Below are 13,906 nucleotides of genomic sequence, written 5' to 3'. Positions count from 1 at the left end.
AGGTGCGGAGGACGGGATCAGGCGGCTTGCGGATGCAACCTGATCCCCAATGCACGAGTCACCTTCAGGATCGTTGCGAAGCTTGGGTTGCCGTCGCCAGACAGCGCTTTGTAAAGGCTCTCTCGGCCCAGGCCGGTGTCCTTGGCAAGCTTTGCCATGCCTTTGGCCCTTGCGATATTGCCAAGCGCCTTGGCGATGAATGCCGCATCGTCGCCTGCTTCTTCCATGCAGGCTTCCAGATACAGCAGCATGTCTTCATCGGTTTTCAAGTACTCGGCACTGTCCCACTTGCGCAGCTTTACGGTTTCCATGATGGGAGTCCTAAAGTAGCCTGGACAACGCCAGCGCAGTCTTGATGTCTCTTGACTGGGTGGACTTGTCGCCACCAGCCAGCAAAACCACTACTTTGGAACCGTGCTGCGCAAAATACACGCGATATCCCGGACCATAGTGGATCCTCATCTCAGACACACCTTCGCCGACCGGTTCGCAATCGCCGAAATGTCCGTCTTCTGCGCGATCGATCCGAACCTGGATGCGATGCACCGCTTTGCGGTCTCTCAAACCCGCTAACCAGCGATCAAAAACCGAGGTTGTCTGGATGTTCCTGATGGGCATTATTGTATAAAACAGGATACAACCAAGCAACCTTGATGATAGTGGCCGGTTACGCGGCCCGAACTCAGAGGCCGCGCCAGGAAGCTTTCATCGTAAAAGGCGAGTCTTCAACGCAGCCCTGGCTGCCCACAGAACAAGACGAACTTACCGTTTCGCACCGGCGGCATTCCATCAGAACGCTCCGAATCACGCCGGCCCCAACGGCCCCAGCGCCCCGCCGTCCACCGCGCCCTCGTCCGCCTTGCGGCCCGCCGGCATGGCGGGGGCGTCGCGGTCTTCCCGCGATTGCGGATCGTCTTCGTGCAGGCGCAGGCGCGGCAGGTATTCCGGGCGATTCGCGTGCACCCAGGCGATCAGGCCCTCGCGCACCTTGCAGCGCAGGTCCCAGGCATCGCCCGAGGCGCGCGCGCTGACCAGCGCGCGGATCTGCATGGCGCGGTCGTTGGTGTCGGTGACCTGCAGCACGCAGACGCGGCCGTCCCACTCCTTGGCCCCTTCGCACAGGCGCTTCAACTCCTCGCGCAGCGGGTCCAGCGGGGTTCGGTAGTCCATCCACAGGAACACCGTGCCGATCAGCTGCGAGGTCGTGCGCGTCCAGTTCTCGAAGGGGTTCTCGATGAACCACTGCAGCGGCACCACCAGGCGGCGCTCGTCCCAGATGCGGATGACCACGTACGCGCCGGTGATCTCTTCCACGCGGCCCCACTCGCCCTTGACGATCAGCACGTCATCGATGCGGATGGGCTGCGTCAGCGCGATCTGCAGGCCGGCGATGACATTGCCCAGCACGGGCTTGGCGGCGAAGCCCGCCACCAGGCCCATCAGGCCGGCGGACGCCATCATGCTGGCGCCCAGCTGGCGCGCGCCCGGCAGCGTCAGCAGCATGGCCGCGATGCCGATCACCAGGATCAGCAGGTTCACGCAGCGTCCCAGCACGCGCGTCTGCGTCTGGATGCGGCGCGCGCCCAGGTTGTCGGCCACGTCGGCGGGATTGAGCATGACGATGCCGTCGGCCACGCCGCCGCAGCTGCGTATGGCCAGCCACGTCAGCATGCCGATCAGCACCAGGCGCGACAGCATGATCATGCCCGCCAGACCGGGCAAGGTCTCCGGCGCGCCCTGGATGACGACGTGGACCGCGAAGGCGATCAGCAGCCACAGGCTGGGCACGTAGGCGCGGCTGACCACCAGCGAGGCCAGCGGTCGATGGCGGGTGACGCGGCGCAGGACGGCCGCGCCGATGCGGTGGACCACCCAGGCGACGGTAACGGCGACGGCCAAGGCAATGGCGAAGACAAGCAGGGGATGGCGCGAGACGAACTCAGGTTCCATCGATCAGCTCCCGATGGCGGCAGGCGTTGCAACAGCCTCTACCGTACCGAACGTTGCAGCGCCGCAAAACACAAGCGGCACCTTTTTTACATCCCGAACGGTTTGGTCAATCAGGGAGGTGACGGCGGGCGGCTGCGCCCACCTGGCAACCGGTATTCAAGACGCCAAGCGATGAAGCAACTCGCACCAAGGATTCTGGCGAAGGGCGCGCGGCGGCGCCCTTCTGCCCGAGGCCGCGTGAGGGCGGCGCTCAGGGCAACGACATATTACTTGTTGTAATTGAATATTTAACCCGGCCGGCGGATTTATTGACGTTGCTTGTCATTCGAGCGTGGCGCCTCCCGCTCGAGGGCAGCCCGAATCACCAGCTAGCCTCGTCGTCGCCGCCCTGCCTCCTGGCCTCGAAATGCTCCACCAGAAAATCCACGAACAGCCGCACCTTGGCCGACAGGTGGTGCTTCTCGGGGAACACCGCGTAGATGTCCGCCGGCGGCAGCTGATAGCCGGCCAGCACCTGCTCCAGCCGGCCGCTGCGCAGGTAGCGCGCCAGGTCCCATTCGGCGCGCTGCAGGATGCCCAGTCCGGCCAGTCCCCAGGTCATGGTGACCTCGCCGTCGTTGCTGCTGAGGGCGCCGCGCACCTTCACGGTCTCGCTGCCGCGGCCGCGCGTGAAGCGCCACAGGTTGTACGCGGCCTCGTTCTGGCGCAGCAGGATGCACTGATGGCGCAGCAGGTCGTGCGGCGTCTCGGGGCGGCCGTGCTCGTCCAGATAGCGCGGGGCCGCGCAGACCAGCCGGCGATTCGGCGCGATCTTGCGGGCGATCAGCCGCGTGTCGGGCAGGTCGCCGAAGCGGATGGCCAGGTCGAACCCATCGCGCACGAAGTCCACGGCGTGATCGGTCAGTTCCAGTTGTATGCCCACGGCGGGATGGCGCCGGCAGAACAGCGCCACCGCGGGCGCGATGTAGCTGCGCCCGAAGCCCAGCGGCGCATTCACTTTCAGCAGCCCGCCGGGCTCGGCCTGGCGGCTGGAGATCAGCCGGTCCAGGTCTTCGATCTCGCCCAGGATACGGCGGGCGTTCTCCAGGTACAGCTCGCCTTCGGCCGTCAGGCCGATGCGGCGCGTGCTGCGGTTCAGCAGCCGCACGCCCAGCCTGGCTTCGATCTGCGCCAGGCGCTTGCTGACGGCGGCGGGCGTGACGCCCAGTTCGCGCGCGGCGGCGGAGAAGCTGCCGGCGCGCACCAGCTCGACCACCAATGCGAGTTCCTGGGAATGGCCCATTCGCCCGCCAGGCGCTCAGTCGCGGAAGTTCTCGAACTGCAGCGGCAGGTCGACGTCGGTCTTGCGCAGCAGCGCCATCACGGCCTGCAGGTCGTCGCGCTTCTTGCCGGTGACGCGCAGCTTGTCGCCGTTGATCTGGCTTTCGACCTTGATCTTGCTGGCCTTGATGGCGGCCACGAGCTTCTTGGCGGTGGCCTGCTCGATGCCCTGCTTGATGGTGACCTTCTGGCGCGCGCCGCCCAGGTTCTCCAGCGGGTCGGCCACGTCCATGCAGCGCACGTCGATGCCGCGCGCCGACAGGCGGCCACGCAGGATGTCCAGCATCTGCTTCAGCTGGAACGCCGACTCGGCGACCTGGGTCACGTCATAGCCTTCCAGTTCGAAGCTGGCCTTGGTGCCCTTGAAATCGAAACGCGTGGACAGTTCGCGATTGGCCTGGTCGACCGCGTTGGTCAACTCGTGTTTGTCGACCTCGGAGACGACGTCGAAACTGGGCATGGCGGTGATCCTCTTGCTTGCTGATGGGGGAAAACCGCAGTGTATGCCGATTCGACGCGATGCCTGAAGGCATGCGACCCGGCGCCGCCAGATGCCGGCCACCGTCGGTGACCGAACGACGAGGCCGCCCGAAGGCGGCCCGCTCGCGATGCGCCGCGGGTGGGATCAGAACCCGACGGCCTGCCCGTCGCGGCGCGAATCCGATGCGGCGATGTAGCCGTACTCGCCACGCTGGATCAGCTGCGCGGCGCCGAAGTCCAGGCTGTGCGGCGCGGCGACTTCCAGGTTGTGGCCGCGGTCGCGCAGCGCCTGCACCACGTCGCCGGACAGGTGCGACTCCACCGTCACCACCGGGCCGTTCTCCACGCGGAAGCGCGGCGCGTCGCTGATGGCCTGCGGGTTCTGGTTGAACGCGCCCAGGCGCGCCATGACCTGCAGATGGCCTTGCGCCTGCATCGAGCCGCCCATCACGCCGAACGCCATCACCGGCTGGCCGGCACGGGTGACGAAACCCGGGATGATGGTGTGCAGCGGACGCTTGCCCGGGGCCACGCGGTTGACGTGGCCCGGCGTCAGCACGAAGCCGCAGCCGCGGTTGTGCAGCGCGATGCCGGTCTCGGGCACCACCACGCCCGACCCGAAGCCGTGGTAGTTGGACTGGATGAAGGACACCATGGTGCCGTCGGCATCGGCCGCGGCCAGGTACACCGTGCCGCCTACCTTCGGCGCGCCCGCGCCCGGCGTGCCGGCGCGGTCCATCGACACCAGCCTGGCGCGCTCGGCCAGGTAGGCCGGATCCAGCAATTGCGACGTGCTCACCTGCATGGTGGCCGGGTCGGAGACGTGCTGGTGCAGGTCGGCGAAGGCCAGCTTCATGGCCTCCAGTCCGACGTGATAGAAATCGGCGCTGTCGCGGCCCATCGATTCCAGGTCGAAGCGGTCCAGGATGCCCAGCGCGATCAGCGCGGCGATGCCCTGCCCGCTGGGCGGGATCTCGTGCAGCGTGTAGCCGCGGAAATCCTGCGACACCGGCTCGACCCACATCGGCTGGTGCGCCGCCAGGTCCTCGGCGCGCAGCGCGCCCCCGGTGTTGCGCGCATGCGCGTCGATGCGCGAGGCCAGCTCGCCGCGATAGAAGCTTTCGCCGCCGCTTTCGGCGATCAGGCGCAACGTGCGCGCCTGCTCGGGAAAGCGCCAGTGCTCGCCCGCGTGCGGCGCACGGCCCAGGCGCAGGAAGGCGTCCTTGAAGCCCGGCTGCTCGGCCAGCTTGGGCGCCTGCGCGGCCCACTGGCGGGCAATCGTGGGCGACACCGGGAAGCCTTCCTCGGCATAGGCGATGGCCGGCTCGAACAGGCGCGCGAACGGCAGCTTGCCGTGCCGGTCGGACAGCGCCTTCCAGCCCGCCACCTGGCCGGGCACGGTGACCGTGTCCCAGCCGATGGGCGGCATGGCGTCGCGGCCGGCGAAGCGTTCGTCGGTCCAGCCCGCCGGCGCGCAGCCGGTGGAGTTCAGGCCCTGCAGCTGGCCATCCTTCCAGACCTGCACGAACAGGTCGCCGCCGATGCCGTTCATCACCGGCTCGACCACCGTCAGCGCGATGGCCGTGGCCAGCGCCGCGTCGACCGCGTTGCCGCCCTGCAACAGCATGCGCAGGCCCGCCTGGGCGGCCAGCGGCTGGCTGGTGCTGACGACGTTGCGCGCCAGCACGGGCATCTTCTGGGAGGGATAGGGAAACGACCAATCGCGGGACGACATGGGATGAACTCGGCGATGAATGGGAAAGACGAACCTTAACGCTTACTGCAGCGTCATGCCCGATTGTTTGATCAGGGCTTCCGTGCGGGGCAGTTCGGCGTTGACCATGGCCTCGAAGTCGGCGACCGAGCCGCCGACCGGCTCGGCGCCGGTGGTGGCCAGCTTGGCGCGGAAATCCGGATCCTTCAGGGCACGGTTGATCGAGGCGTTGAGCTTGTCGACGATGGGCTTGGGCGTGCCCTCGGGCGCGACGATACCGTACCAGGGCGCCACGTCATAGCCCGGATAGCCCTGTTCGGCCACCGTCGGCAGGTTCGGCGCCATCTCCGAACGCCTGGCGGTCGAGATGGCCAGCGCGTTCAGCTTGCCCGACTGCACGTAGGGCAGCGCGGTCATGATGGTGTCGAAGTACATGGAGACCTGGCCGCTGAGCAGCGCCGGAATGGCGTCGCCGGCGCCCTTGTAGGGCACGTGCACGATGTCGATGCCGGTCAGCTGCTTCAGCAGTTCGCCGGCCAGGTGCGACGTAGTGCCCGCGCCGAACGAGGCGTAGGTCAGCTTGCCCGGGTTCTTCTTCGCGTACGCGACCATCTCGGGCAGCGTCTTGAAAGGCTCGCTGGGATTGGACAGCAGCACGTTCGGCGTGACGGCCACGACCGCGACCTTCGCGAAGCTGGCGGGATCGTAGCTCAGGTTCTTGTACAGGAAGCGGTTGGTGACCATCGAGGCCGGGCCCGACATCAGCAGCGTGTAGCCGTCGGCGGGCGAGCGTGCCGCAGCCGAGCTGCCGATGGCCGCGGCGGCGCCGGGCTTGTTCTCGACGATGACGCTCTGGCCGTATTCCTTGCCCAGCGCCTGGCCCAGCTGGCGCGAGATCAGGTCGGTGGCGGCGCCGGCCGAGAACGGCACGACGATCTTGATGGGCCGCTCGGGCCAGTTGTCGGCGCTTTGCGCCGCGGCCGGCAGGATGGCCGAGCCCGCCATCAGGCCCAGGCCCAGCAGGTAGTGTTTGATGCCCATGGCATTCCCCTTGTGCTTTGTCGGATGAGCGTCCGGCCCCGGCCGAACGCAAGTCCGCTATTAGAAGCGCGGCAGTGGTCCCGGGACGGGACCACTTTTGCACTGCAACAAGGAACCAATGTTCCGGGTAAACCCGGATCGATCAACGCTTGGGCAGGGCGCCCAGCGGGTTCACCGGCTTGCCGTTCTGGCGCAGCTCGAAGTAAACGGCCACGCGCGAGGCGTCGCTGTTGCCCATCTCGGCGATGGTCTGCCCCTGCCTGACCGCCTGGCCCTGCTTGACCAGCAGCTTGTGGTTGTGGGCATAGATGCTGAGGAAGCCGCCGGCATGGCGCACGATCACCAGGTTGCCGTAGCCGCGCAGCCCGTTGCTGGCGTATTCGACCGTGCCCGCCGCCGCGGCCTGCACCGGCGTGCCGACCTTGTTGGCGATGGTGATGCCCTTGGAACTGACGCCGTTGTAGCCGGACACCAGCACGCCCTCGGCCGGCCATGCCAGCGAGATGCCGCGCACCGGCGTGGCGGGAGAATCGGGAATGGGCGCGCGGCCCTTGGGCCTGGGCGAGCTGGGCGGAGTGGCGCCGGCGTCGGGCAGGCTGCCGTCGTCGCCGGGCGGCCTGACGCGCAAGACCTGGCCTTCGGTGATGCGGTCCGCGCTGCCCAGGTTGTTCCAGCGCACCAGGTCGTTGACCGACTGGCCGTTGTCGCGCGCGATCTTGGTCAGCGTGTCGCCGTCCTTCACGCGGTACTCGCCGGGACCGACCTTGGTGCTGGCGCAGGCGGCCAGCAGCGCCAGGGCCAGCACGCCGCCCGCCATGCGCATCCGCCTTGCCGCACGCCGCCAGCCTGGCCCCGCCCCGGCCGGCATGCTGGACGGAAGGGAGGGGGAAAGCACGGGCGGGATAAGCGGCTGCGGCACGGTCCGGAGGCGAAGAATGTAAATGTAAATTGGGCCCGCCAAGGGTACCAAGAAACGCCGGCCTTATCCGCCGCCAATTATGGCGGGGCGTAAAGGCTGTAAGAAGGCATGTAGGAAGGCGCACGAACGCGGCGACGCGCCGGTCGTCTGCGCAGCACGGCGCGCGACCACGTGCGCGCAGACGCGAGGGGCGACGCGCGCGCCGCCTTCAGGCGGCCCGCAGGCGCGGCACCGGCGCCAGTATGCGCGGCGACGGCGAGGTCGGGCCGCTGCCCACCGCCTGTGCCGTCAGGTCGTGCGTCACCTCCCCCAGGCTTGCCGAGTGCGCCAGCGACACCTCCACCACCTCGCCCATGATCTCGGTGACGCTGCGCGACGAGGCGACGATCTCCTCCATCGTGGCACCGGCGTGGCGCACCTGCTCGGCGCCGCGCTCGACTTGCAGGCGCGACGACTGGATCAGCCCCTTGATCTCCTTGGCGGCCGACGCGCTGCTCTGAGCCAGGTTGCGCACTTCCGAGGCCACCACCGCGAAGCCCTTGCCGTGCTGGCCCGCGCGCGCGGCCTCGACCGCGGCGTTCAGCGCCAGGATGTTGGTCTGGAAGGCGATGTTGTCCATCACGCCGATGATGTCCGATATCTTGCGCGAACTGGCCGTGATGGCGTCCATGGCGCCGATCACGCCCTGCACCGTCTGGCCGCCTTCCTCGGCCACGCGACAGGCGTCCAGCGCCAGCTGGTTGGCCTGGCCCGCGCGCTCGGCGTTCTCGGTCAGGCCCTGCACCGCCACGCGCAGCGTCTGCGCCGCGGTGAAGCGGCGCGTGATGTCCGTGGCGTACTTCACCACCTTGAACGGCCGCCCGTCGGCATCCAGGATGGGGTTGTAGCTGGCCTCGATCCACACCTCGCGGCCGTCCTTGCCAATGCGCAGGTACTGTCCGGCGTCGTGCGCGCCGTTGCCCAGCTTGCGCCAGAAATCGGCATAGGCCGCGGTGCGGCGCTCGCCGGGCTGCACGAACATGCTGTGATGCCGGCCGACCACCTCGTCCAGCCGGTAGCCCAGCGCACGCAGGAACAGGTCGTTGGCATGCAGGATGGTGCCGTCCAGCTCGAACTCGATCACCGCCTGTACCTTCGAGATGGCCGCCAGCTGGCCCTGCGCGTCGTCGTTGCGGCGCTGCTCGCCGGTGACGTCGGTGGCGTACTTCACCACCTTGAACGGCTGGCCGCGCCCGTCGAAGATGGGGTTGTAGCTGGCCTGCAGCCAGACCTCGTGGCCGTCGTGCGCCACGCGCCGATAGCGGCCGGCATCGTGCAGGCCCTCACCCAGGCGGCGCCAGAATTCGGCGTAGGCCTCGGACTGCCGCATGTCCTGGTCGACGAACATGCGGTGGTGCTGGCCCACGACCTCGTCCAGCTGGTAGCCCATGGTGTCGAGGAAGTTCTGGTTGGCCGCCAGCACGTGGCCGGCCAGATCGAACTCGATCACGGCCTGCGAGCGATGGATGGCGTCGATCTGGCCGTGCAGGTCGGCCAGTCGGCGCTGGCGGGCGCGGCCGAGAAGTTTGTCAAGGAAGCGCGACATTGCACCCTCCTTTCCCTGGTTCGCAGGGACTTTTATGGAATTCACCGGGCTGCGATTTCTACATGTTGTAGATGAAACATATCGTGTCGATAAGAACCGAACATCAGGGTAATCCCGCTTGTCCGCGTCGTGGCGCCAGGCGGAATCCGCGCGCCAGGGGCGTTCAGTCCTCGCGGCCCTTGGGCAGCCGCGCGCCCAGCAGCGCCTGCATGCGGCGATTGCGCGCCAGGGAGCGCGAGTACATCGAATCGGCGCGCAGCCCGCGCGCGATCACGAAGCCCGTGACGCAGGCGAGCATCAACGGCAGCATGGCCTCGTAGCTCAGCGTCATCTCGAAGATCATCAGAATGGACATCAGCGGCGCATGCGTGGCGGCGGCCAGCAGCGCGCCCATGCCGACCACTGCGTAGCTGCTGACCGAGGACACCGAGCCCGCCGGTAACAGGCCGTGCAGCGCGGCGCCGTACAGGTGGCCCACCGCCGCGCCCACGAACAGCGTGGGCGTGAAGATGCCGCCCACCGCGCCCGAACCCACGCTGCCAGCCGTGGCCACCATCTTCATCAGCAGCAGGATGGCGACCGCCTGCCAGGCCCAGGGCTGGTGCAGCATCGAATTCACCACGCTGTAGCCGTTGCCCCAAACCTCGGGCCAGCCCAGCGAGATCACGCCCACCACCAGCCCGCCCAGCGCCAGGCGCAGCCACAGCGGCCGCGCCAGGCGCACGAAACCGCGCCGGGCCGCATCCAGCAGCGCCAGGTAATACGGGGCCGTCACGCCGGCCAGCAGGCCCAGGCCAAGGTAGCTCAGCACTTCCCAGCCCGACACGAAGTCGAAGGCGGGCATGTGGTAGACGGCGTCGTAGTTCAGCAACTGGCGCGTGACCATGTTGGCGGCCACGGACGATACCACCAGCGGCACCAGCGTGGCCGACGACACCGCGCCGTAGACGATCTCGGACACGAACAGCGCGCCCGCAATCGGCGCGTTGTAGGCCGCGGTGATGCCCGCGGTCGCGCCACAGGCCACCAGCAGGCGCAGATGGCCGGGCGGCAGCACCAGGAAGCGGCCCAGCGCCGACGACAGCATGGCGGCCAGTTGCACCATCGGGCCTTCGCGGCCGATCGACGCGCCCGAGCTGATGAAAACGAGCGACGCAAGGCTGCGCGCCAGCGTCTGGCGCATGCCGACGATGCCGCGGCCCAGCGCGATGGCTTCCATGTAGTCGCCCGCGCCACGCTTGGGCAGGCGTGTGTTGGCCCAGTGCAGGACGAGGCCGGCTACCGCGCCGCCCGACGCGGGCAGCAGCAGGCGCTCCCACCACGCCAGGCCGCGGGCCAGCGACACCATGCCGTGCGCGGGCGCGCCGCCCAGCCATGCCTGCAGCCATTCCAGCGCCTCGCGGAACGCCACGGTGGCCAACGCCCCTAGCACGCCGGCCACCGCCGCGGCCAGCAGCGTGGCGGGCAGGCGATCGGCGATCAATTGGCGGCGTACCCACGCGGCACCGGGCACGCGCCGCGTTTTCAGCAGCGGGAACATGGGGCCGGATTGTAGTGCGCGCGGCAACCGAACGTATCGAATTGCGGCCCATGCGACGGTAAAACAGGCGTTTGGGGCCAGCGGGGACACAGCCTCTTACCCCTAGTAGCCAAACCCTAGCCCATGGCCGCGCTCCACGCTCAAAATGGTCTCAGCCCTGCCGGTTCCGGAGTGCACCCCAGGCGCCCTCCACGGCACGCGGCGTTTTGCCCGATGCGGCCAGGCGCCGCCTGCTTCGGCAGTTCTCCAAATCCCGCGGCGCGCGCGGCGCCGCTTCGAACTAGGAGTCAGACTATGTCCAACCTTCGCCATGCTCTCTCGGATTCGCAACTGGAAAACGCCAAGGATTCGGTGCAATCGCTGCTGACGCGCGTCGATGAATTGCTCGAGGCCAATGCCGCCCGCGCGGACAAGACGGCCCACGGCGTAGCGGAGCGCGTGAAGAGCCAGGCACACGGTTTGCGGCGCATGGCGCGGTCGCGCAACGTCAAGCGCATCGCGGCGCGCACCGATCGCCTGGTGCATCGCAACGCCTGGAAGTCCATCGGCCTGGCCGTGGTGGTCGGCGTGGCGGCGGGTGCCCTGTCGGCCGCGACCGCACTGCGCCGCTGAAGCGTTCCAGGTCCGGCATCGCGCCGGTCCGCGCCGCGGCCTTCACGCAAAGGAGACCTCCATGTCGTTGATCGTCGCAGCACGCTTTGATACGTTCCCCGCCGCGGAGGACGCGGCCCGCAAGCTGTTCGCCAGCGGCTTCTCCGAAGACGCCGTGAACATTTTCTACGTCAACCCGCCCGGCTGGCACGATCGCCATCCGGCGGGTGGCGACCGTACCGCGGACCCCGATTCGCGCGGCGCCAGCAAGGGCGCCGTTCTGGGCGCGGGCCTGCTGGCCACGCTGGGCGCGGCCATCGGCGCGGGCATCGTGTTCGCGCTGGGCCACAGCGGCTTCGGGCTGATCGTCGGCGCCGCGCTGGGCGCCTACATCGGCTCGTTGATGGGCGCCATGCGCGTGGCGGGCCGGCGCAGCCACAAGGAACCCGACCGCCCCGACGTGCAGATCCGGCACGCCGGCGTGCTGACCGCGGTCCATGTGTCGCCAGACCAGGAGAACCAGGCCGCCCGGATCCTGCGCGAAAGCGGCGGCATGGACGTGGAGCGCGCCAACGGCCGCTGGCGCGAGGGCAAGTGGGTCGACTTCGACCCGGTGCAGGCCCCGCAGCCGCAATAGCCTCATGGACGACGGAAAGAACCCCGGAGGGCTGGTGTAAAGCCAGACCGACGCGCGGTTCTTTGCGCCAGTACAATACCTATTCCCGGCGCGGGTCCCCGCGCCATCGCGACTCCCCCTTATCTTCGCCTCCGCATCGCCTCGCGCGGCGCGCGTCCGGCGCTTCGCGCTTCACCGTGGCATGCAGCAACAAGACGCTTTCGACTTCAAGAAGATCGCCATCCCGGCGTTCGGCCCCTCCCTGTTCTACGGCCTGAGCAACGGCGCCATCCTGCCGGTGGTCGCGCTGACCGCGCGCGACCTGGGCGCCTCGGTGGCCATGGCCGGCCTGATCGCCGCGCTGATCGGCATCGGCTCGCTTCTCAGCAACATCCCCTCGGCGCTGCTGACGGAACGCTATGGCGAAAAACGCGCCATGGCGGGCGCCGCGGGCCTCAGCGTGATCGGGCTGCTGCTGGCCGTCACCGCGCCGCACGTGTGGGTGCTGGCGGTGGCCATGCTGATGCAGGGCATCGCGCAATCGGTGTTCCAGCTGGCGCGCCAGAGCTACATGATCGAAGTCGTGCCGCTGCGGCTGCGCGCCCGCGCGCTGTCGACGCTGGGCGGCACCACCCGCATCGGCGTGTTCGTCGGCCCGTTCGCCGGCGCCGCGCTGATCCACTTCATGGGCCTGGACGGCGCCTATTGGGTCGCCATCGCCGCCATGCTGTTGGCGGGCCTGATCGCCCTGACCACGCCCGACATGGAACCCAAGCCGGCCACCGGCGGCGACGCGCCGCAACGCGTCGGCATCGCGCAGGTCGCGCGCAGCCACGGCAAGGTCTACATGACGCTGGGCGTCGGCGTGATGCTGGTCAGCGCGCTGCGCGCCTCGCGGCAGGTCGTGATCCCGCTGTGGGCCGATCACCTGGGCCTGGACGCCACTACCACGTCGCTCATCTACGGGCTGGTCGCCGCGGTGGACATGTCCGTGTTCTACCCCGCGGGCAAGGTCATGGACCTGCGCGGCCGGCTGTGGGTGGCCCTGCCCTGCACGCTGCTGATGGGACTGAGCCTGATGGCCATCCCGCTCACCGGTGGCATGGCCAGCTTCGTGCTGGTGTCGCTGCTGCTGGGCTTCGGCAACGGCATCGGCTCGGGCATCGTGATGACGCTGGGCGCCGACTCGGCCCCGCCGCAGGCCCGCACGCAGTTCCTGGGCATCTGGCGCTTCATGGCAGACCTGGGATCGAGCGGCGGTCCCGTCGCCCTGTCGGGCCTCACCGCCCTGATGTCCCTGGGCGCGGCCTCGTTCGGCGTGGGCACGCTGGGCTTGATCGCGGCGGCGGTGTTCTGGCGCTGGCTACCGCGGCGGACGCAATAGCCTTACGCAGACCGTATGGTTTCGAAACAATCAGGCGGTCTGGCTGGTGATTTTTGGCGTCTGTTGAATAATCATTTCCGGATTGCTGTATTTATCCTGAACGCCCCGCCGCGCAGAATGCAGTCACCGGGACACGAAACGGTCCTCGACGGAATGACCCGTCGGGTCCGGTCCCATGACTGAGATCCAGGAGGTCCACCATGAAAGCCCTCACCCTGACTGCCGCCGCGCTGACCCTGTCCACCCTGTTCGGCGCCGTTGCCCAGGCCGCCGACAACGTCGAACCCAACAACGTGCCCTTCCAGGGCGTGTACGGCCGGCACGACGCCGGCTCGACGCGCGCGCAGGTCCAGGCCGCCCCCGATGCGGGCCTGGCCCGTGCCCAGGCGCGCACGGATCTGGCGCAAGGCCAGGCGCATGCCGCGGCGTCGAACGTCGAGCCCAACAATGTGCCCTTCCAGGGCGTGTACCGGCCCGCGCGCTCGCACGTCGCCAGCGCCGAATAGGCGGCCGCCATGGCCGCGCCAACCGGCACCCTCGGCGGGCAGGCGTAGCGATGACGCCCCGCTGCCACGCTGACCAGAGGAAACGCCCTCCCCGGAGGGCGTTTTCGCGCCGCGCCGGCGCCCGACTCGCTGCGCGGGCTGCTTTGTTACGGCTGACGTCTCAATCCGCCCCCAAGGAACCGTCATTGAGCCAAATACATACCGAGTCAACGTAACAAAAATTTATTAGCCGTCTTTTTGGAATAATCATTTTCGGAATA

At 68.3% G+C, this 13,906-nt stretch carries 14 protein-coding genes; 4 read left to right on the top strand and 10 right to left on the bottom strand.

Annotated elements, in window-relative coordinates:
* Nucleotides 1-17 precede the first annotated feature (17 nt).
* From FS845_RS04725 to FS845_RS04680, 10 genes are all read right to left on the bottom strand, one after another.
* Nucleotides 18-311 carry an addiction module antidote protein gene (locus FS845_RS04725; RefSeq protein WP_144630941.1) on the bottom strand — a complete coding sequence of 98 codons (294 nt, stop codon included), beginning with the start codon at nt 309-311 and terminating at the stop codon, nt 18-20.
* Between the two features lie 10 nt (nt 312-321).
* Complete coding sequence (locus tag FS845_RS04720; RefSeq protein WP_144631309.1) at nt 322-612, bottom strand: type II toxin-antitoxin system RelE/ParE family toxin; 291 nt, start codon at nt 610-612, stop codon at nt 322-324.
* A 192-nt stretch (nt 613-804) separates the two neighbouring features.
* Nucleotides 805-1,950, bottom strand: coding sequence for a mechanosensitive ion channel family protein (locus FS845_RS04715; RefSeq protein WP_144630940.1), 1,146 nt, complete (start codon nt 1,948-1,950; stop codon nt 805-807).
* 361 nt (nt 1,951-2,311) lie between these two features.
* The gene (locus FS845_RS04710) at nt 2,312-3,232 is read right to left on the bottom strand and encodes a LysR family transcriptional regulator (RefSeq protein ID WP_144630939.1); all 921 of its coding nucleotides are present in this window, start codon (nt 3,230-3,232) and stop codon (nt 2,312-2,314) included.
* 15 nt (nt 3,233-3,247) lie between these two features.
* Nucleotides 3,248-3,730, bottom strand: coding sequence for a YajQ family cyclic di-GMP-binding protein (locus FS845_RS04705; RefSeq protein ID WP_144630938.1), 483 nt, complete (start codon nt 3,728-3,730; stop codon nt 3,248-3,250).
* Between the two features lie 165 nt (nt 3,731-3,895).
* Entirely contained in the window at nt 3,896-5,485 is a 1,590-nt protein-coding gene (ggt, locus tag FS845_RS04700) for a gamma-glutamyltransferase (protein ID WP_222129956.1), read from the bottom strand.
* Between the two features lie 42 nt (nt 5,486-5,527).
* Nucleotides 5,528-6,505 carry a Bug family tripartite tricarboxylate transporter substrate binding protein gene (locus tag FS845_RS04695; RefSeq protein ID WP_144630937.1) on the bottom strand — a complete coding sequence of 326 codons (978 nt, stop codon included), beginning with the start codon at nt 6,503-6,505 and terminating at the stop codon, nt 5,528-5,530.
* Nucleotides 6,506-6,647: 142 nt separating this feature from the next.
* Nucleotides 6,648-7,328, bottom strand: coding sequence for a M23 family metallopeptidase (locus tag FS845_RS04690; protein ID WP_144630936.1), 681 nt, complete (start codon nt 7,326-7,328; stop codon nt 6,648-6,650).
* Between the two features lie 304 nt (nt 7,329-7,632).
* Entirely contained in the window at nt 7,633-9,009 is a 1,377-nt protein-coding gene (locus tag FS845_RS04685) for a methyl-accepting chemotaxis protein (protein WP_144630935.1), read from the bottom strand.
* Between the two features lie 163 nt (nt 9,010-9,172).
* A complete protein-coding gene (locus FS845_RS04680; protein WP_144630934.1) occupies nt 9,173-10,549 on the bottom strand; it encodes a ClcB-like voltage-gated chloride channel protein in 1,377 nt (458 codons plus the stop codon).
* 294 nt (nt 10,550-10,843) lie between these two features.
* On the opposite strand from FS845_RS04680, the gene FS845_RS04675 reads away from it, so the two are divergent.
* The 4 genes from FS845_RS04675 to FS845_RS04660 all read left to right on the top strand — a co-directional run bounded on the left by FS845_RS04675 (nt 10,844) and on the right by FS845_RS04660 (nt 13,646).
* A complete protein-coding gene (locus FS845_RS04675; protein WP_186332156.1) occupies nt 10,844-11,161 on the top strand; it encodes a glycine zipper domain-containing protein in 318 nt (105 codons plus the stop codon).
* A gap of 61 nt (nt 11,162-11,222) precedes the next feature.
* Nucleotides 11,223-11,777, top strand: coding sequence for a hypothetical protein (locus FS845_RS04670; protein ID WP_144630932.1), 555 nt, complete (start codon nt 11,223-11,225; stop codon nt 11,775-11,777).
* 181 nt (nt 11,778-11,958) lie between these two features.
* Nucleotides 11,959-13,140 carry an MFS transporter gene (locus FS845_RS04665; protein ID WP_144630931.1) on the top strand — a complete coding sequence of 394 codons (1,182 nt, stop codon included), beginning with the start codon at nt 11,959-11,961 and terminating at the stop codon, nt 13,138-13,140.
* Nucleotides 13,141-13,340: 200 nt separating this feature from the next.
* Nucleotides 13,341-13,646: a hypothetical protein gene (locus FS845_RS04660; protein WP_144630930.1), complete on the top strand. Its 306-nt coding sequence runs from the start codon at nt 13,341-13,343 to the stop codon at nt 13,644-13,646.
* The last annotated feature ends 260 nt before the right edge of the window (nt 13,647-13,906 follow it).

The sequence above is a fragment of the Bordetella genomosp. 13 genome, assembly GCF_007679965.1.
In the GTDB taxonomy this organism is placed as follows: Bacteria; Pseudomonadota; Gammaproteobacteria; order Burkholderiales; family Burkholderiaceae_B; genus Bordetella.
Note: the sequence above shows the minus strand (reverse complement) of the source record. Positions and strands in the feature narration are given on the sequence as shown.